General features: G+C 64.6%; 18 protein-coding genes. 10 read left to right on the top strand and 8 right to left on the bottom strand.

Going from position 1 to position 19,084, the window contains the following annotated elements:
- The first annotated feature begins 269 nt into the window (after positions 1–269).
- Genes VAE53_RS10245 through fdhF form a run of 3 tightly spaced genes read left to right on the top strand, consistent with a single transcriptional unit; the run spans position 270 to position 4,151 of the window.
- Positions 270–1,391, top strand: coding sequence for an NADH-ubiquinone oxidoreductase-F iron-sulfur binding region domain-containing protein (locus VAE53_RS10245; protein WP_322819281.1), 1,122 nt, complete (start codon positions 270–272; stop codon positions 1,389–1,391).
- A complete protein-coding gene (locus VAE53_RS13210) occupies positions 1,388–2,032 on the top strand; it encodes a 2Fe-2S iron-sulfur cluster-binding protein (RefSeq protein ID WP_369294048.1) in 645 nt (214 codons plus the stop codon). Before VAE53_RS10245 ends, VAE53_RS13210 begins: the two co-directional genes overlap by 4 nt.
- On the top strand, positions 2,022–4,151 hold the full coding sequence (gene fdhF / locus VAE53_RS10235) for a formate dehydrogenase subunit alpha (RefSeq protein WP_322819279.1): 2,130 nt from the start codon (positions 2,022–2,024) through the stop codon (positions 4,149–4,151). The genes VAE53_RS13210 and fdhF overlap by 11 nt, the downstream gene beginning before the upstream one ends.
- Here the strand turns inward: fdhF and hemB are convergent.
- Positions 4,114–5,088: a porphobilinogen synthase gene (gene hemB / locus VAE53_RS10230; RefSeq protein WP_322819278.1), complete on the bottom strand. Its 975-nt coding sequence runs from the start codon at positions 5,086–5,088 to the stop codon at positions 4,114–4,116. The genes fdhF and hemB overlap by 38 nt on opposite strands.
- Before the next feature lie 72 nt (positions 5,089–5,160).
- Between hemB and VAE53_RS10225 the strand changes: the two genes are divergently transcribed.
- Positions 5,161–5,847, top strand: a complete 687-nt coding sequence (locus VAE53_RS10225) for a hypothetical protein (protein WP_322819277.1) — start codon at positions 5,161–5,163, stop codon at positions 5,845–5,847.
- 14 nt (positions 5,848–5,861) lie between these two features.
- Here VAE53_RS10225 and VAE53_RS10220 read toward each other — a convergent pair whose 3' ends face one another.
- Positions 5,862–7,637: a nitrite/sulfite reductase gene (locus VAE53_RS10220; RefSeq protein WP_322819276.1), complete on the bottom strand. Its 1,776-nt coding sequence runs from the start codon at positions 7,635–7,637 to the stop codon at positions 5,862–5,864.
- A 133-nt stretch (positions 7,638–7,770) separates the two neighbouring features.
- Between VAE53_RS10220 and VAE53_RS10215 the strand changes: the two genes are divergently transcribed.
- From VAE53_RS10215 to VAE53_RS10195, 5 genes are read left to right on the top strand one after another with little or no spacing between them, the layout of a single operon-like run.
- Positions 7,771–8,469, top strand: a complete 699-nt coding sequence (locus VAE53_RS10215) for a phosphoadenylyl-sulfate reductase (RefSeq protein WP_322819275.1) — start codon at positions 7,771–7,773, stop codon at positions 8,467–8,469.
- Positions 8,470–8,527: 58 nt separating this feature from the next.
- Positions 8,528–9,094 (top strand): adenylyl-sulfate kinase, encoded by a 567-nt coding sequence (gene cysC, locus VAE53_RS10210; protein ID WP_322819274.1) that lies wholly within the window; start codon positions 8,528–8,530, stop codon positions 9,092–9,094.
- Positions 9,091–10,017: a sulfate adenylyltransferase subunit CysD gene (gene cysD, locus VAE53_RS10205; protein ID WP_322819273.1), complete on the top strand. Its 927-nt coding sequence runs from the start codon at positions 9,091–9,093 to the stop codon at positions 10,015–10,017. The genes cysC and cysD overlap by 4 nt, the downstream gene beginning before the upstream one ends.
- Entirely contained in the window at positions 10,017–11,294 is a 1,278-nt protein-coding gene (locus tag VAE53_RS10200; RefSeq protein WP_322819272.1) for a GTP-binding protein, read from the top strand. The genes cysD and VAE53_RS10200 overlap by 1 nt, the downstream gene beginning before the upstream one ends.
- On the top strand, positions 11,291–12,433 hold the full coding sequence (locus tag VAE53_RS10195; RefSeq protein ID WP_322819271.1) for a hypothetical protein: 1,143 nt from the start codon (positions 11,291–11,293) through the stop codon (positions 12,431–12,433). The genes VAE53_RS10200 and VAE53_RS10195 overlap by 4 nt, the downstream gene beginning before the upstream one ends.
- Positions 12,434–12,594: 161 nt before the next feature.
- Here the strand turns inward: VAE53_RS10195 and VAE53_RS10190 are convergent, their stop codons facing one another.
- The 5 genes from VAE53_RS10190 to VAE53_RS10170 all read right to left on the bottom strand — a co-directional run bounded on the left by VAE53_RS10190 (position 12,595) and on the right by VAE53_RS10170 (position 16,889).
- The gene (locus tag VAE53_RS10190) at positions 12,595–13,008 is read right to left on the bottom strand and encodes a hypothetical protein (protein ID WP_322819270.1); all 414 of its coding nucleotides are present in this window, start codon (positions 13,006–13,008) and stop codon (positions 12,595–12,597) included.
- A gap of 59 nt (positions 13,009–13,067) precedes the next feature.
- Complete coding sequence (locus VAE53_RS10185; protein WP_322819269.1) at positions 13,068–14,081, bottom strand: pirin family protein; 1,014 nt, start codon at positions 14,079–14,081, stop codon at positions 13,068–13,070.
- 62 nt (positions 14,082–14,143) lie between these two features.
- Complete coding sequence (locus VAE53_RS10180) at positions 14,144–14,569, bottom strand: hypothetical protein (RefSeq protein WP_322819268.1); 426 nt, start codon at positions 14,567–14,569, stop codon at positions 14,144–14,146.
- A complete protein-coding gene (locus tag VAE53_RS10175) occupies positions 14,566–15,027 on the bottom strand; it encodes a MaoC family dehydratase N-terminal domain-containing protein (RefSeq protein ID WP_322819267.1) in 462 nt (153 codons plus the stop codon). The genes VAE53_RS10180 and VAE53_RS10175 overlap by 4 nt, the downstream gene beginning before the upstream one ends.
- Before the next feature lie 110 nt (positions 15,028–15,137).
- On the bottom strand, positions 15,138–16,889 hold the full coding sequence (locus tag VAE53_RS10170) for a PEP-utilizing enzyme (RefSeq protein ID WP_322819266.1): 1,752 nt from the start codon (positions 16,887–16,889) through the stop codon (positions 15,138–15,140).
- A gap of 153 nt (positions 16,890–17,042) precedes the next feature.
- Between VAE53_RS10170 and VAE53_RS10165 the strand changes: the two genes are divergently transcribed.
- On the top strand, positions 17,043–17,903 hold the full coding sequence (locus VAE53_RS10165) for a 3-hydroxyacyl-CoA dehydrogenase NAD-binding domain-containing protein (protein WP_322819265.1): 861 nt from the start codon (positions 17,043–17,045) through the stop codon (positions 17,901–17,903).
- Here the strand turns inward: VAE53_RS10165 and VAE53_RS10160 are convergent.
- Positions 17,894–19,048: an aminotransferase class V-fold PLP-dependent enzyme gene (locus VAE53_RS10160; RefSeq protein ID WP_322819264.1), complete on the bottom strand. Its 1,155-nt coding sequence runs from the start codon at positions 19,046–19,048 to the stop codon at positions 17,894–17,896. The two genes, VAE53_RS10165 and VAE53_RS10160, sit on opposite strands and share 10 nt — an antisense overlap.
- Positions 19,049–19,084 lie beyond the last annotated feature (36 nt).

The raw sequence follows: 19,084 nt of genomic DNA, 5'->3' as shown, positions 1-19,084 counted from the left end.
TCGAAATCTCGCGCTCGCGCGGCTTCATCGAGCGAGCCGATGTCGAGCAGATCGCTCGTGAGTTGCGCATCCCTGTCGCTGAAGCGTGGGAAGCCGCGACCTCGCAGCACGAGTTGCGGTTTTTCGAACCTTCATCGTCGGTTCCCGGCTGCGCAGGCGTGGCTTGCGCGTTGCACCCAGGCTGGAGCGAGCCGGAATCGCCAGTCGGGTGCCTCTTTTGATGCTACGAACCGCCAGCCTCCGGCGGTGAAGCGGGGTTTCCGGAAGCGATGGTGCGGCAAGCTGGCCCGCTGCTCGCTCCGACGGCGAACAGTTGGGCTGGACTCGATCGTGCGGTCTCGCTGGGACCAGAGGGAATCCTCGAGGAGCTCGAGCGCGCCGGGCTGCGCGGACGGGGAGGAGCATATTTCCCGACGGCGAGGAAATGGCGGACCGCTCTACGCCACGGCGCGCCTATAGCTCTCGTGGTCAACGCTGAGGAGGGCGAACCGGGGGTGTTCAAGGACCGTGCGCTCCTTTGCCTGAGGCCAGAACGCGTGGTCGAAGGCATCGCGATTGCCATGGAAGCACTCCGACCCTCCATCACGGTCATGTTCATCAACGGCAGAGCCGATCCTGCTGCCGCCGGGTTCGCAAGGGCCCTCGCTAGGTCGCCCGTCGAAGGCAGGGTCATCGTCTATCGCGGTGCCGGCGGTTACGTCCTCGGCGAGGAGACCGCCCTGCTCAATGCCATCGAAGGCCGCCGCGCGGTGCCTCGGCCCAAGCCGCCCCTCCCCGTCGACGAAGGGCTCTTTGGGCTCCCCACCGTCGTCAACAACGTCGAAACCTTCGCCGCCATCAGTGCCGTGCTCCGCGATGGAGCGGCGTCCTTTCGCGAACTCGGAACCAACGAGACACCGGGCACTCGGGTCCTCTCCGTGAGTGGCCGGGTAGAACGGCCGGGCGTGTACGAGGTGCCATTCGGTACGTCGCTCGCTCACGTGATCGCGCAGGCCGGCGGGCCGGCAGTGGAGTCGCTCGCTCTTCTTTGTGGCGGACCTTCCGGTGGATTCCTCCCTGGGAAGCTTTGCGACGTTCCGATTGGTCCCGGACGCTATCACCCCACTGGTGCCATGCTCGGCGCCGGTGGCGTCGTCGTCCTCGACGCAGACCGCGATATTCGGCGGGCCGCTCTCGCCATGGCCGCATTCAACGCGAAAGAATCCTGCGGCAAATGCACGCCCTGTCGAGAGGGGACGCCCCTCCTCTTGCAGCGCCTCGCCGGGCAGGGCACGGAGGAGTTCGATTCACTGGCCGATGCCATCCAGTTCGGCTCCCTCTGTGGGCTCGGTCAAATGGCTACGGGGCCGGTGAGGTCGGCGCTCGAGTTCTGGCCCGAGGTGTTTCGATGATCATCGACGGGCGCGAGGTCGACGCTCGCGGAACCCTGCTCGAGACCGTGCTGGCTCTGGGCATCGACCTCCCTCACCTGTGCAAAGACGATAACCTGCCGCCCATCGGGGCCTGCCGGACGTGCCTTGTCGAAGCGGACGGCCGCATCGTTGCCGCCTGCCACACCCCCGCCGACGGAATCCAGGAAGTTCGCACGACCAGCGAGCGAGTACTCGAAATCCGCCGGGCGATTCTCCGGCTCACCGCAGGCATGCATGGCCCGGTACAGGACCGTGCTGGTGGCCCCCGAAGCTCGGAAATCTGGGCTGCCTACGAGAGTCATGGGATCGACTGGCCCTCCCATCCGTGGCGCGTGCGCACGGGCTTGGACACGAGCAGCCCCTTTTTCGTGTTCGATGAACAACCTTGCATCCTCTGTGGCAGGTGCGTGGCAGCCTGCCAGCAGCTGCAACACATCGGCGCGATCGGGATCGCGTGGACCGCGACCGCAGCCCAGGTCACGGCGGGAACCGGTGTCCCATTCGCCGCTTCCGCTTGCACCGCTTGCGGGTCCTGCGTCGCTGCCTGCCCCACCTATGCCCTAAGGCCAAAGCTGTCCACCGGGACGCCAGCTGGGGGTCGACGACCTGATGGAACGTAGGGTGTATTCCACCTGCCCATTCTGCGGCGTAGGCTGCGGAATCGTCCTCCACACAAGAGAGGGCCGCATTACGTGGGTCGACGACGATCCTGCGAATCCGTCGAGCCAGGGGATGCTCTGCGTCAAGGGGCGCTTCGGCATCCCCTTCGTCCAGCACCCGGACCGACTGACGACGCCGCTCATCCGCAAAAATGGCGAATTTCACGCAGCATCCTGGGATGAAGCGATCGATTACGTGGCGGAGCACCTGGTCGCCTTCCGCGGAGCGTTCGGGAGCTTCGCGAGCGCCAAAGCGACGAACGAGGACGCATTCGTCCAGCAAAAGTTCGTCCGCCTCATCATGGGCACGAACAACATCGATCACTGCACCCGCCTCTGCCATTCACCGAGCGTGGAGGCGATGCTCGAACAGCTCGGTAGCGGGGCCACGAGCAACTCCTACGCCGACTATGAGGATGCCTCCTGCCTTGTCCTCGTAGGCTGCGATCCAGGAGCCAATCATCCCGTTATCGCCTCGCGAATGCGCCGGGCCATCGACGAGCGGGGCACTCGTCTCGTCGTTGTCAACCCGAGGCGAATCGATTTGGCCGAGCGCGCCGATGTGTTTCTTCAGCCGCGACCGGGCACCGACGTCGCAGTGTTCAACGGCATGGCACGGGCCATCCTCGATGAGGGACTCGAGGACCGAACGTTCATCGCCGCGCGCACGGAAGGCTTCGCCGAGTGGCGTGCCGTTATCGAAGAGCGCACCGTAGAGGAGTACGCGGAGATTTCGGGAGTCGACCCTGCCGCGCTTCGAACGGCCGCCCGGCTCTACGCACGCCCCCCGGCCCGCCGGGGATTGCCACCGGCCGAACGGCCGGGGAGCTGCCTGGCCTGGGGTATGGGCATCACCCAACACGCCCACGGCACCGACAACGCCCGGAGCCTTATCAACCTCGCCCTGTTGGCAGGCCAGCTTGGTCGCCCCGGGTGTGGCATATCGCCGCTACGCGGTCAAAACAACGTCCAGGGGTGCGGCGACGCGGGCTGCATCCCTGATTCGCTGCCGGGCTACCAGCCCTACTCCGACGACGTAGCTGCAGCGTTCGAAGAGGCCTGGGGTGCCGGAATCCCCAGGCAGCCAGGTATCAAGGCGACCGATATGGTGGAGCGGATCGCGGATGGCGCGATTCGCGCGATGTACATTGTCGGAGAGAATCCGCTCCTCTCCGAACCAAATCTCTCGCATGCCGAGGAACTCTTTCGCCGCCTCGAGTTCCTCGTCGTGCAGGACCTGTTCCTCCACGAAACGGCTCAGTTAGCTGACGTGGTCCTGCCAGCCTGTTCGTTCGCCGAAAAAGATGGGACGTTCACCAACAGCGAGCGCAGGGTCCAGCGGGTACGGCCAGCGATCCCTCCGGTAGGTGAGTCGCGTCCCGACTGGGAAATCGTTTGTCGTCTTGCCCGGCGAATGGCCCCGATGGTGGGCGTCGACCAGCACCAATTCGCCTACACTTCGGCCGAGGAGATCTTCGCCGAAATGGCGCGGCTCACCCCGCAGCTCCGTGGAATCACCTATGCTCGACTCGAACGCGAGGGCGGTATCCAGTGGCCCTGCCCCTCGCTCGATCACCCAGGCACCCGATATCTCTACGCCGAAAGCTTCCCGCGTGGTAAGGCGAAGTTCCTTCCCGTCCGACAAGCCGAGCCCGCGGCTGAGCTTCCCGACGCAGAATTTCCGCTCGTTCTCAACACTGGCCGCGTGCTCTACCACTGGCATGGCGGAACCATCACCCGCCGCGTAGCGGCCCTCGTGGAGCAGATGAGCGAGGTGCCCGTCCTCGTCCACCCCAGAGATGCCGGCCTCGTCGGTATTTCCGACGGAGACTCCGTGGTGGTGCGATCCCGGCGTGGGAAGCTGACCGGCCAGGCGGTGGTCACCGATGCGGTTCGAGAGGGTTCGATCTTCGTGCCCTTCGTCAAGCTCCAGAAGAGTGCCGCGAACTTCCTCACCAACAACGTCTACGACGAGCCCTCGAGGATCCCGGAGTACAAGGTCTGCGCCGTTCGCATCGAGCGGAAAAGGCCTCGTCCGTCGGTCATCGACGGGCCGCCCACTCCCGAGCGTGGTACGTGATGATAATGTCCGCGCCGGCACGGCGAATCCCGATGAGCGCTTCGTCGATGACACGGTCGGCGTCCAGCCAGCCTCGCTCGATCGCTGCCATCAGCATGCTGTATTCACCGCTCACGTTATAGGCCGCCACCGGCACCTTCGTCATTTCCCGAACTGCCCGGATGACATCCAGGTAAGGGAGAGCAGGCTTCACCATCACCATATCGGCGCCTTGTTCGAGGTCCGCGACCACTTCGCTGAGCGCCATGCGGGCATTGGCAGGGTCCATCTGATAGCCGCGCCGGTCTCCGAAGGCAGGGGCGCTGTCGGCCGCCTCGCGGAAGGGGCCGTAAAAGCCGCTCGCGAACTTCGCGGCGTACGACAAGATTGGAGTCGCCGTGAAGCCCGCCTCGTCGAGTGCCCTCCGGATAGCCAGGACCCGGCCATCCATCATGTCGCTCGGCGCGACGACATCGCATCCGGCCGCGGCGAGCGAGACGGCAGTTCGGGCCAATAGTGGCAATGCCGCATCGTTGTCGACGGTACCGCCGCGGCCGAGAGGGCCGCAATGGCCGTGGGTGGTGTACTCGCAGAGGCAGACGTCGCCGATCACGACTAGCTCCGGCGCCGCGTCCTTGATCCGTCGAGCCGCTTCCTGCACAACACCGTTTTCGGCCCAAGCGCCACTGCCGATTTCGTCCTTGCTCTCTGGGAGGCCGAAGAGCATCACGCCCCCGATACCGAGCTTCGCCAGGTGCTTCGCCTCTTCGGCGACGGCATCGAGGCCCAGACGGTCCTGACGCGGCATGGATGCGATGGGCGATCGGCCGTGAAGGCCCGCCTCGACGAACAAGGGATACACGAGGTGGGCCGGGGTGAGCTCGGTCTCGCGCACGAGCCGGCGCATGGCCTCGGTGCTTCGAAGCCGGCGATGGCGAGCGAATTGGCCCAACTCCATAGACGCACAGTCTAGCATCGGTGAACCCCCTGAGGTGACCGAGACCGGCTTGGGACTATCCTGGAAGGCAAGATGGAGCGTCGATTGCCAGAAGAGTACGACGGGTGGCAGCAGCACGAGGCGGAGATGCGTCGAATGACGACCCCGGAGCTGGTCGCTGAAGTGCAGGATGGCCCGCCCGACCGCAGGCTGGCCGCGCTTTCCGTCATCAACCTCGCCTCGGTGGAGCCTTCGATCGTTCGGGACTGGGTGCGAACGCTTCCCGACGCCGAGGCCAACGAGCTCGCCGGCGCCATTCCCGTACTTTCTCCCGATGGCTCGTGCGAGGATGATGCCCGTTGGAGTGCCTTGGCGCGGGAGGGATTCGAAGTCCGGCGGCTCCCCACCTTTCTCGTCGTCATGACGGCAGCATTGGAAGCGATGGAGTCTCGCGGCTGTGATGGCGCGGCGGCTGCCTGGGAAGCCACCGCCGACTGGCTTGGCGAGCTGGTCGACCGGTTAGCCGCCGAAGGGGACGACGACGCACTCGACGACGTTTCGCTCTTCATTTTTGAAAACTATCTGGACCGCGACGCGATTTTCGAGGCCTTTTGCGGAATCATCGTGCGCCACGAATGGTTCGCCCGGCAGGTCAGCATCAACCCCTCGGTCTACCTCGGCCGGCTTCCAGCGGACCGACAGCGCCGCGCGCTGCTCGAGGCATCCCAGGCCGGCGGCCTCCCGTTCGACCTAGCCTGGGCCAACCTCACCGGCTACTAGGGCCAGCGCCTCCGTCAGACGGCGCATTCACCTTCGCCGCGTTGCAGGCGGTACAGCTCGAGCCGATTCCAGTCGATGAAAAGGCCCCGGTTGTCTTCGCTGAATTCGCCCGGGATGCAGAGGTCCTCGATCGCCCTTTCGAACGGTTCGGGGCCGACCCGGTCGAAAAACGCGTTGAAGGTCTCCCCGGGTTGGCGCTCTGCCTCGTAAAGTCGGATGAACCGCTCGACCGCATCGGGACCACGTTTCGCCGGCAGGCGAACTTTGAGCTGTTGGGCGAGTCGCAGCTCGCCGTTGTCGTAGTTGCCGCCGAGGAACACGTGGTACGCGGGGAGCTGATGATCTCCCACTTTCATCGCTGCGCCGTGGAAACCAATTGTCGCGATGTGGTGCTGCCCGCAACTGTTCGGACAGCCACTCATCTTGATGTGGATCTTGCGGGTGAGAGGGTCGGTGATGCCGAGCCGTTCGACCCGCTCCTGAATCGCCTGATTGAGCCCCATCGAGGAGGTGATGCCAAGCTTGCAGCTGTCCGTACCCGGGCAGCTCACCACATCGGTGATACTCTGCGCCCCAATATCCGCCAGGCCGAGCTCCTTCAATCGGAGGTAGACTTCGTACAAGCTTTCATCCCGCACCCAACGGAGCACGATGTTCTGGCCGATGGTCGTCCTCGCGTAGCCGCCCGTGTACTCGCGCATGATGGCGGCGAGCCCCCGGAACTGCTCTGGCCGGAGGTCGCCGCGAGCGACCTTCACCTCGACAGCGCTGAAGCCCTGCTGCTTCTGTGCCCGCACGTTCGCAGCGACGAACGCGGTGAACTCGCGGTGGTCGCCGTTCGGCTGCTGGTAGTGGGGTCGGCGTGCCGGCGCGTTGGCTTCTTCGTCGTGCACGAAGAGCAGGGGGTCGGGGCGGAAGTCGCGGCCCTTTGCCCAGTCGCCTGCCAGCTCCTCGTCGACCATTTGCCGAAATGCTTCGATGCCCAAACGGTCGACGAGGAACTTGATCCGCGCCTTGGCGCGGTTCTTCCGAAGTTCATCCGCGCGATTGAAGATTCGGAGGACTGCCTCGGAGACTTTGAGATACTCATCGACCGGTACGAACTCGTAGAGCACCGGAGCCTTGCGGGGCATGATGCTCAGCCCACCGCCGACGACGACCGTGAATCCCTTCACACCGTCGCGGATCCGCGGGATGAAGCCAAGATCATGAATCCCCGTAATGGCGTTGTCATTGTCGTTGGCGGTGAAGGCGACTTTGAATTTCCGGGGCAAGAGCTGGGTGAGTGGATTGCGCAGCCACCTGCGGGCAAAGGCCGCAGCGTAAGGCGTCGGGTCGAACGGCTCGCCTTCTTGAATGCCCGCCCATGGGTCCCCCGTAACATTTCGGACCGTGTTCCCACAGGCTTCGCGAGTCGAAAGCCCCGCACGCCCCAAGACGAACAGCGCCTCGGCGGCCTTGAGAAGCGGCACGTGATGGAACTGAATGTTCTGGCGGGTGGTGATGTGACCTTTCCGGAGCGGTGCGTACTTCTCGGCGACTTCCGCGAAGGCCTCCATTTGCTCCGGCGTGACGCCTCCGAACGGCAGTTTGACGCGGATCATCTGAACGTTCGGCTGTCGCTGGCCGTAGACGCCCTGCTTCAACCGGAAGCCGATGAATTGCGCCTCGTCCCATTGGCCGTCGAGGAAGCGCCGCGCCTCGGTCTGGAAGTCCTCCAGCTCCTTTTCGAGAACGGGTAGAACCCGGCCAGGCTCGTTCGTGTAAACGATGGTTTCAACGTCGGGCATCGCAGCCACCTTTCCGGGGGAGTGGCCCGCAGCGAATCGGGCCAGAAAGCTGACTAACTTTATCAACTTGCCCACTTGTCGACAACCCTAGAGATCGATAAAGTTGACCCAGTTAGTCAGCTAAGGACGTGCCATGGCAGCTGCCCCCGCCTTCAGCGAAGCCGAGCTCCGTGCCCTTGACGAGCGGTTCGAATCCGCCGAGCCGCAGGAAATCGTGCAATGGGCAGTCGAGACATTCGGGGATGGGCTCTCCGTCGGTGCCAGCTTCGGCGGCGCCAGTGGAATGGCAATCCTCCACATGGTCGCGCTGCTCAAACCAGACGTGCACGTCTTCGTTCTCGATACGGACTACTTATTCGAGGAGACCTACGAGACGATGCGGAGGGCGGTACCAGCCCTCGGGCTCACCAACGTTCAGGTCTACAAGTCGCGTCTTACCCACGAGGAGCAGGCCCGTGAGTACGGGGCGGCCCTCTGGATGCGAGACCCCGACCTCTGCTGTGAGCTCCGGAAGGTCGAGCCAAATCGCCGCGCCCTCGAGGGCAAGTCGGCGTGGATGACCGGACTCCGTCGCGACCAGTCCGAAGGGCGGGCCGAGACGCCGATTCTCTCCTGGTCGTCGAAATTCGGTGTCGTGAAGGTCAACCCACTGGCCAACTGGACCGAGAAGCAGACGTGGGCCTACATCCTCGAACACGGTATTCCCTACAACCCATTGCTCGACCGCGGCTACGCGAGCATTGGCTGTTACAACTGCACGGTTCCCGGTGTTCGAGGGCGGGCCGGGCGATGGCAGGGGTTCCAAAAGGACGAGTGCGGACTTCACACCTAGCCGCTCCGGGCGGGCAGACCAGCGCCCACGGCGAGCAGAACGCAAAAGGGGAATGTTCATGACGGACCGACGCGGCTTCGTGCTCTGGTTCACCGGGCTCTCTGGCGCAGGCAAATCGACCTTGTCCGAACTCCTGGCGCCCCGCCTGCGCCAACTGGGCCTCGCCGTCGAGGTGCTCGATGGCGACGAGGTTCGGACGCATCTCTCGAAAGGACTTGGATTCAGTCGTGAAGATCGCGACACCAACATCCTCCGTATCGCCTACGTCGCGAAGCTCCTCGCCCGCAACGGAGTGGCGGTCGTGACCGCAGCTATCTCGCCCTACCGCGCGACCCGCGAGGCCGCACGCGCGATGATCGAAGCCGAAGGGCTGCACTTTTTGGAGGTGCACCTGGCGGCCTCGCTCGAGGCCTGCGAAGCACGCGATGTCAAAGGGCTTTACGCCGAGGCACGGGCAGGCCGTCGCCCTGGTTTCACCGGCATCGACGACCCCTACGAGCCACCGCTCAGCCCGGAACTGCGCCTCGACACCGGCGCCCTCTCCGTCGAAGAAAGCGCAACGGAAGTGATGCGTCTGCTCGAACTACGAGGCCTAGTTCCCGGTAACGCAGAGGTTGTGCGATGACGGCAAACGCGGTGATGCCCGTCGAGCACGACCCGGGGCTCGACTACCTCGAGGCTGAAGCGATTTTCATCATGCGCGAAGTTGCCGCCGAATTCGAACGGCCAGCCTTGCTCTTCTCTGGCGGCAAAGACTCCATCGTCCTACTCCGACTCGCCGAAAAGGCGTTCTGGCCGGCGCGATTTCCGTTTACGGTCATGCACGTCGACACCGGACATAACTTCCCAGAGGTCATCGAATTCCGTGATCGACGCATCGCCGAACTGCGGGCGCGCCTCGTGGTCGCGTCCGTCCAGCAGGCGATCGACGAAGGCTGGGTGCAGGAGGAGAAGGGGCCGCGAGCGTCACGCAACCGCTTGCAAACGCCAGTCCTCCTCGCAGCCGTTGCCCAGCACCAATTCGACGCTGCCATCGGTGGTGCCCGCCGCGACGAGGAGAAGGCACGCGCCAAAGAGCGGGTCTTCTCGTTCCGCGACGAATTCGGCCAGTGGGACCCTCGTAATCAACGGCCCGAGCTTTGGAATCTGTACAACGGGCTCCACCTCCGCGGTGAACACATGCGCGTGTTCCCGCTCTCGAACTGGACAGAGCTCGACGTGTGGCGGTACATCGCCCGTGAGGGGCTGGAAATACCGTCCATCTATTTTGCCCACAAGCGCGAAGTCTTTCTTCGCGACGGAATGCTGATGGCCGTAAGTCCATTCCTCCCGCAGCTGCCGCACGAACGGAGTTTCGTGGAGACCGTGCGCTACCGGACGGTCGGCGACATGACGTGCACCGCTGCGGTTCGGTCATGCGCACGGACAGTCGAGGAAATCATCGCCGAGGTCGCGACGGCCCGCGTTACCGAGCGGGGAGCGAGCCGCGCCGACGACCAGTTCTCCGAAGCGGCAATGGAAGACCGGAAGCGGGAGGGCTACTTCTAGTGGACCTCCTGCGGTTTGTGACGGCCGGTTCCGTCGACGACGGCAAGAGCACGCTGATCGGCAGGCTCCTCTACGACACTCGGCAGGTCTTCGAAGACACACTGGCCAGCATCCAACGCGCTAGCCAGGCTCAGGGCCTCGACGAGATCAATCTCGCCCTGTTGACCGACGGCCTGCGCGCAGAGCGCGAGCAGGGCATCACCATCGACGTCGCTTATCGGTATTTCGCGACGCCGCGGAGGAAGTTCATCATCGCGGACTCGCCCGGCCACGTGCAGTACACACGAAACATGGTGACCGGGGCGTCGACCGCCCACCTCGCGCTCATTCTCGTCGATGCTCGGAAGGGCGTCGTCGAGCAGACCCGCCGTCACTCGGCCTTGGCAGCTCTTCTGGGCATCCATCACGTGGTCTACTGCGTCAACAAAATGGACCTCGTCGGTTGGTCGGAGGGGCGATTCCTGGAAGTCGCGGAGGAATGCCGAGCCGCAGCGGCGCCCTTGGGTATCGAAGCTGTCACCGTGCTGCCGCTCGCAGCGCTCACCGGGGCGAACCTCGTCCACCGAGCGCCGGAACTCGGCTGGTACAGCGGTCCGACGCTCCTCGAGTTTCTGGAAACCGTCGAAGTGCCGAATCCCGCGCTCGACGCTCCGTTCCGTTTTCCAGTGCAGTACGTCATTCGACCGCAATCTCGAGAGTTCCCCGATTACCGTGGCTATGCCGGCACCGTCGCTGCGGGAAGCATTCGCCGAGGCGAGGCGGTTCGTGTCCTGCCCCTCGGCGTCGTCACGCGTGTCGCCGCGATCGACCGGTTCCACGAATCGCTCGAAGAAGCACAAGCCGGTGACGCGGTCACGGTCCGGCTCGAGGACGAGCTCGACGTCGGGCGGGGGGCGATGTTCGTGCGCGCGAACGACCCGATCGAACCGACGAGCTTGTTCGAAGCTGACGTCTGCTGGATGAACGAAGCCGCGCCGTTGCGCCCAGGTCAGCAGATTCTTGTCAAGCACACGACGCGGCGTACACGAGCCGTCGTAGCGGAGATTCTCGACCGCCTCGATATCCACCGCCTCGAGCGGGATCCGGGGCCTCCGGCGCTGGCATTGAACGACATCGGGCGGGTTCGATTCCGCGCAATGGAACCGCTCGCGGCTGACCTGTATGCACAATGCCGCGAGACCGGCGCTTTCATCATCATCGACCCGGCGACTCGCCACACGACAGGGGCAGGGATGATCCGGAAGCTGAAGGTCCCCGTCGTGGAGGCGGCGGAATGAGCGGCAGGTCAGGTCCCGAAGCACTGGAGCGGCCAGGTCCGGCGGCCGAGGAATGCGCCCTCCCCCTGACGAACGCCACGCCCAGGCCGTGGCACACCCGGACGCTCGTGCCCGCGGCACGCGCTGCGACCGCCGGTGTAGGCATCTTTTTGTTCATCTTCGGCCTCCAGATCTTGAAAACCGGTGCGAAGTCGCTGATACCGCTGCTGGATGGCCTCGCAATCTCGGGCCCCGTGAACGCGGTCGGTTTCGGTTGGTTGCTGGCCTACGGCGCCATGAGTGGCTCGCCGGTCGCGGCGATCGGGGTAACGCTCCTCGCCGGCGGCGTCCTGACGGAGACGGAATCCTTCGGGGTGATCGGTGGGTCGCGGCTCGGCGCCTCGTTCATCGTCCTCGCAGTCGGCTATGTGCTCTACCTTGCCAAGCGGCGCAACCCAGATGGCCTCACCATCGGGGTCATCGCGCTCCTCACAACATTTACCACTCAAGGGCCGGCGATCGCGCTCGGCCTTCTGTCACTTCACTATGGCTGGCTCGACTGGCTGCACTTCACCCCACCGCCAGGAATGCTCGATTGGGTCGACGCCCTCTATGGAGAGCCGGTCCGGTGGCTGGATGCGCAATTGGCGTCCGGAGCGTTGTTCGGTCTGGGTGTGCTGGTCCTGCTCGGAAGCTTCGCGGTATTCGATCGTGCACTTCCCCAGCTAGAGGCCGGCTCGAGCCGGTTCGATGGCAGCATGCACCGGGTGCGTTCCCGCTGGTTCATGTTCCTCGTCGGCGGCGCCGTGACGTCGATGACCTTGAGCGTCTCGATCTCGCTGACGCTCCTGGTCCCGTTGAGCCTCAAGGGCTACCTGAAGCGCGACCAGGTGCTCCCGTACGTCATGGGGGCGAACATCACGACCTTCATCGATACGCTCGCGGGCGCACTCATCCTCGGCGGGGCGTCAGCCTTTACCGTCGTCATGACGGAGATGGTCTCCGTTGCGACGATCTCCATGTTCATCCTGACGTTCTGCTACGGCCCCTATTCGCGCGCCATTCTCCGGCTGGCGCACCAGGTCACGCTCAACCAGCGACACCTTGCGGTGTTCCTCGCAGTCATCGTCGCAGTGCCACTCCTGCTGCTCGCCTTCTAGAGCGCACCTCGCTGCATCACCAGTCCGGAAGCGGTCCGTCGGGTACGGCTTCTACCTGGCCGACGGCGATGTGCCCATCGTGCCGTTCACCGCAAGTAGGACCCCGTCGAGGAGCAGGTAAACGAGCCGGTCTCCGGTTCGGGGCGTCACCGACCGATGGGTCAGCGAGTGACCTCCCGTCGCACGACGCTGGGCGGCCCTTCCCAGGTCTCGCCGTTATCGAGCAGAACGGTCAATTGGGTGCCCGACTGCTCGACCGTCCCGGGAAGTTCCGGGGCGCCTGCTGGATAGCGCGATGCCTTCGGGACGACCACGCGCGTGCCGACCGGGAATTCCGCACTCGCGATGATCTCGAGGGCCTCGATTCGCCTCCCGATGGCTCGCGCGAGCACCTGGAAGAGAGCGAAATCGTCCGTCTCTTCGAAAGTCCCGAGTGCCTCTTCCTGCGAAGCAGCTTCACGGGCGGCACGAAGGTCGGCGGGCGGGGGAACCGTCTCCTCGCCACCACGGGCCAGCAGTGTTGCCACGTACTTCCTCGCCCTGGGCGCGGCTTCGCCGATGAGCCGGTAGAGCAAGGGCAGGTCGTCGCAACCTTCGAAGAAGGCGGCTGCTCGAGCGACACGTTCGCGCTGATTCACCGGCGGGTGCCCCCACGGTCCTGGTCGATATGCTCACCGACTAGGTGGGAAAAGTCCATGCGGGTCGGCGGAATGTGTCCCATCCGCCCGGCGTGGTAGTCGCGGATTGCCTGGACGATCTCTTCGCGAGAATTCATCACGAACGGACCGTGAAACACGACGGGCTCCCGGATCGGCCGTCCGCCGAGGACGAGGACGTCGAGGTTCGGCGAACGGGCATCCTGTAGTTCATCGGCCTCGACCACCAGATGGTCGCCGTTTCCGAAAACGACGAGCTGTCCCTCGCCGAATGGGCGTCGCTCCTCGCCCGCGCGGCCCCGCCCGTTCAGGGCATAGACGAGCGCGTTGAAGTCCCGTCGCCAGGGAGTTTCCAGGCGCGTGCCGGGCGCCAGCGTCACATGGGCCAAGGTGATGGGGGTGAATGTGACGCCCGGGCCACGATGACCGCCCAGTTCGCCAGCGATCAGCCGAACCAGCGCACCGCCATCGAAGCTCGCCAAGAGTGTGACTGCACGCGCGCCAATATCCTGGTAGCGCGGCGGCGACCACTTCATGGACGCTGGAAGGTTGACCCACAGCTGCACACCGTGGAACAGCCCGCCCTTTTGGACAAGCCATGCCGGAGGGACCTCGTCGTGAAGGATGCCGGCACCGGCTGTCATCCACTGAGTGGCACCGTCGGCGATGTAACCACCGCCACCGGTGGAGTCGTGGTGTTCGAGGGCTCCATCGATCATGTAGGTGACTGTCTCGAATCCGCGGTGGGGATGCCACGGAGCCCCTTTCGCCTCACCGGGGGCGTATTCCACGGCCCCGATGTGGTCGAGCAGCAGGAACGGATCGGCGATGCCGACTTCGAGCCCAGGAAACGGACGGCGAACCTGGAACCCTTCCCCTTCGAGCTGCGTCCGGGCAGTGGTCACCAGCCATGCCGGCCGCGGGCGAGACTCCGGACCTGGTCTCTCGATGCGCGGAAGGGCGAGCTGGTTTTCTGCAGTGATGGCTGGCATCGATGCACACCTCGTTGCAATTGCAACTACCAGCCTAGCAGGAATGGGACGGGTTGCGATGTTCAGCCCCGTGATGGGAGCTGCACTTGCACGTTCGCGCGTGTGCTCGGCTGGCCCTCGGCAAGGGTTACCACTTCCAACTCGACGAGGTGGGCGCCATCCTCTACGCGCTTCTCGACGACTCGACCCGCGAGCACGAGCGGACGGTCGGCGATATCCGGCCGCCTGTAAGCTGCCCGAACACTCCGGACCATCCCCTCGGTTCCGGCCCAGTCGCTCACGTACTGGGTTATCCAGGCGAGCTTCAGGAGTCCCGGGACGAGCGCACCGCCGACTCCGAGTCGTTTGCCGGCTTCGGCGTCGGCGAAGGCCGGGTTCGTCGGGTTGTCGCGGCCGAAAAAGTCGATCGCCATGTCGGTGGTCGGTACCCGTTCGAGGGGGTCGAGTTCGTCGTCGACGTTGACGTCTTCGAAAAAGCGCTGGCTCATTCCTCGCCCCCGCCGGCCATTTTGGGGTCGAACTGGGTGATGGTGATCATCGCTGCCGCTACGTGATTGCCGTCGACGTCGTAGTAGTCGGTACCTTGGGTGACGAGCACGCTGTAGCCGTAGCGCCCGCCAAGGCGATCCCGGATGTCGTACACCTGCGAGATAGCTTGCAGTTGCTCGCCGATACGGAACGGTCGGGAGAAGCGCCACTCCTGCTGAGTCAGGAGCCCGCCCGGAAGAATCTGAGGCATCCCACGGCGGGGCGCTCCCCCCAGAATGGCGATGACGTAGGGCGGTGCTATTCCGGTACCGTCAGCGTAACGCGGGTCGGTGTCGCCGAGCACGTCACGCATTCGCCGCGCGTCCTCCTCGCGAATGGTGACCGTGACGGGATCACTCTTGCGACCGATCACAGCGCGATGCTCGTCGGTAATCAGGCTCTGCTCGGGTATGGCCATGGGTCCTCCAGGTGCCTAGCCTCCGCACTCCTCAGCGGGCACGGCGGCATCGGGCGAGTTCGCGTAGCGGTAGTCTGCCAGCTTTTCGGTCAAATCGGGAACTCGCGCCTTCAGGGGACGCCAATCACTGTCACTGTGCCCGTATCGCCATCCACCTCGACCGTCGCCCCGTCGGGAATCCGCTTCGTCGCATCGGTCGCCGAGACGACGCACGGAATGCCCAGTTCGCGGCTGACGATGATGGCGTGGCTCAATGTTGCACCCACGTCGACCACGACCCCTGCAGCCGGGACGAAGAGGGGGGTCCACGCCGGATCGGTCATCGGAGCTACGAGGATGTCTCCCGGTGCGAGGACCGTCGGGTCGAGGGGATCGAGCACGACGCGTGCCGTGCCCCGCGCCTTCCCGGGGCAGCCAGGCAGGCCCTGGATAACGTCCCCGGGTTTCGCCACCGTCGCGGTATGGTCGGTTCGGCGTTTCCAGGTGGTGTTCTCCGGCGGCGTCCCGTTGATGATGAAGGGTGGCTCCAACGAGAGCAGCCAGTCGTAGTAGCGCTTGCGCGGCTCGACAAGGCTCCGAAGCTCGGGGAGGCGTCCTTCGACGTAGGCGCGCAATTCGTCTTCGAAGAGGAAGCAAATGTCCTGCGATCGGTCGAGCTGGCCCCGCTCCACGGCCCGCCTCCCGAGTTCGCGCATGGCGACGCGCGACTCCTCGATCACGCGGATGATGTTGGTCTTCGAACGTTCCCGTCCCGGAACGAACGTCAGGGCGCTCTTCATGGCAGCGTCGAATTGAGCCAGCGTCGCAGGGTCGTTGGCGAGCGCTTCGCGAACCTCGCTTCGGACGCGTTCCCTCTCTCTGACCCTTTCAGCGTTTCTCGCTGCCGGCGAGCCATCGTCACCGCTCAAGCGCATCCGGTCGATGGCGGCTAACGCGAGGTCGGGATTCGTCTCCCACGTGTCCGCCATGATGTCCCACTCGTTCGGACCGCGCGAACCATACTCGGCGAGGAACTCCGCGAATGCTGAGAGGAACCGCTGCACATCGGGATGGTTCGAAGCACGGAGGCGCTCGTAGAGACCGTTCGGGCCGTTTTCGAATTGACGGTTCAACTCTGCGGAGGCGCGCACCTGGCGACTCAGCTCCCACATCGCGTACGACGGCGCCGCCGAATCCACGCCGCCGAGGCCCGCGATGAGCTTCATGGCATCCATCGGCCGCCCGATACCCGCGCAGATAGCCGCGATGGCGCCCGGCCCGATCGATGCCGCACCACTCTGGTTGATGTGCTGGTCGAACATGCGGCGGCAGAGGGGCCGCATGGAAACCGCGCGGTCGAGGAGCTCGGCATCGGAGAGCGCAGTGAGGTCCGGTCGTTCCGCCCGCACTTGTCGGGCGAGCAGGCGGTCTGCCTCGAGCTCCGACTGATCCATGTCGCCCAACACCCAGGCCAGCCATCGCTCCATGGTCGCTGTGGTTCGCGGGTTTTCGTGCCATGGTTCTTTCACATAAGGTGGGACGTCCGGGTGGTCGCCGAAATAGGCAGCATCGATAGCGGCGGCAGACATGCCAGGCGTTCGTTCGCCCCAAACCCGGATCCAGGTCGCATTGAGGTACCCATAACCGCCGATGAGCCCGATGAAATCGCACCGATTCGGGTCGGGGTCGAGTTCGTCATCGCCGACGCCCAGGCGGTTGACGGCACAGTCCCGCCAGCCGCGAATCGTGCCCCCATTCGCGAAGACGAGATCCCAGCCAGCTGGGCTCGGAGGTTCGGGGAGCACTTCGCCGACATTCGCGCGTGTCCAAAACGACGCCTTCGGGTTGTAGGGGGCGTCTTCGATCCAGCGTACCTTCTCCATGCTCCGTTCCTCGCCTGTGCGATTGAGCGGGGCGCATCGTAGCAACTCGTTCGGCCGGTGCGAAGGGGTTTCCTGGATGGCGGGCGAGTTTGACCGCAACCGCATACCCTGCGATACATCGCATGTATCTATCCATAGTCCACGGAGGACAACATGCGGGTGGAGAAGCTCGGGGTGATCGGGGCTGGACTCATGGGGAGCGGAATCGCGCAGGTCGCGGCCTATCACGGGTGCGAAGTCACCTTGGTCGACGTCGATGAAGAGCGCGTTGCCCGCGCCATCGCGGGGGTTCGCTCCAGGCTCTCCCGCGAAGCGGAACGGGGCCGAATCACCCAGGCATCGGCCGAAGCGGCGAGCGAGCGTCTCCACGGCGCCGCCGATATCGATTCGCTGACGTCGGTGGCCCGCGCTGAAGCGGTAATCGAGGCAGTGGTCGAAGACCTCGACGTAAAGTCGCGCATCTTCCGCCGGCTCGGTGAAGTCTGTCGCCCGGATGCGCTCCTGGCCAGCAACACGAGTTCACTACCGCTGAGCGACCTCGCCGCAGCATCCGGCCGCCCCGAGCGGGTCATCGGCCTCCATTTCTTCAACCCACCATGGGCGCTGAAGTTGGTCGAGATCGTCTCCACGGCGTCCACCACGGAAGAGACGCTTCAGGACGCACTCCAGCTATGCCAGCAGCTCGATAGGGTAACCGTTCAGGTAAAGGACACCCCCGGGTTCATCGCCAACCGGCTCCTCGTTCCGTTCATCTTCGACGCCATCGAGCTCCTCCAGACGGGCGTCGCCTCCGCTGAGGACATCGACCTCGCCTGCCGCGTCGGGCTGAACCACGCGATGGGTCCCCTCGCGACAGCCGACCTGATCGGCCTCGATACGCTCAAAGCGATTGCCGAAAGCATGTTCGAGGAGTACGGCGAGCCACGGTTCAAGGCGCCCACCCTGCTGCGTCGTCTGGTAAGCCTCGGCCACCTCGGCAGAAAGACCGGGCGCGGGTTTTTCCGCTACTCCTGAGGCAACCCACCCTGCACGATCGCACGCATCTCCTCGAGCACTGCAACGCACTCGTCATCGGTGTTGAAAAAATGCGGAGCGATACGAATACCCGCTCCAGGACGGTGGTCGACGACGAAGCCGCGCCGAATCAATTCGTCCTTCACGCGGTCGGCGGCGGGGAGGTCCACCGTCACGTGATTTCCGCGCCGGGCAGGATCCAGCGGAGTGCGAACCATAAAGCCGCGCTCGAGGGCACCTTCGATCAGGAGCGTCGTCTGGTGCAGCGATTTCGCGCGGATGGCATCCACGCCAACTTCCCGGATGATGCGATACCCCTCCCGCGCCTGATAGTAGGCGGGAATGTTGGGCGTCCCGCCAGTGAACCGGGCGATGCCGGGGGCCAAATCGACGGGCGGCGGTTCGAATCCGAAGGGCCGGGCATGCGAGAACCAGCCAACCATCCGAGGCTCGAGCCGGTCGACGAGGTCGGGTCGAACGTAGACGTAGCCAGCTCCGGGACCGCCACACAGCCATTTCACGGACCCGCCCACCATGAAATCTACCCCGAGTTCGGTGACATCGAATGGAACGGCACCCATCGATTGATACACATCGAGCAACACGAGTGCTCCGAAGGCGTGGGCTCGCTCGATGATCGGGCGGACATCGACGAGCTCAGCCGTCCGGAACAGGACGTGCGAAACGACGACCAGAAGCGTTCGCTGGTCGATGGCTTCGACGAGCTCCTCAGCTGGAAAGGTGAGCGGGTCCCCTCCGACGCGGACGACCTCGGCTCCGAGCGCGCGCTGCCCGTGGACAAGATACTCGATGGTGGGGAATTCGCCGGCACAGAGGACGATGCGGTTCTGCGGCGGCTCGTATTCGAGGCACGAAAGGAGCTCCGCAACCGCGTTCGTCACGTTCTGGCACATCGTCATGGAACCGCGCGGAGCGTGCGCAATGTCTTCCAAGATTGACGCCACGCGCGCGACCTCGGGGAGCCACGTGTCCCACGCCACGACGCCCTCGGTCGCCCAAAGGTTCGTGTACTCGGCAAGAGCCGCCGGTACCGAGTCCGGCATGGCCCCGAGCGAGTTATTGATCAAGTACGTCTTGTTGGCGAGGATCGGGAAGCGTTTCCGCCAGGAAAGAACGTCAGGCATGCACCGAGCATGCCTGACGCCACTCATCGGCGGAAG

This window comes from Tepidiforma sp. (assembly GCF_034432735.1).
Classification (GTDB): domain Bacteria; phylum Chloroflexota; class Dehalococcoidia; order Tepidiformales; family Tepidiformaceae; genus Tepidiforma.
This window is presented reverse-complemented; position numbering and strand designations above follow the sequence as displayed.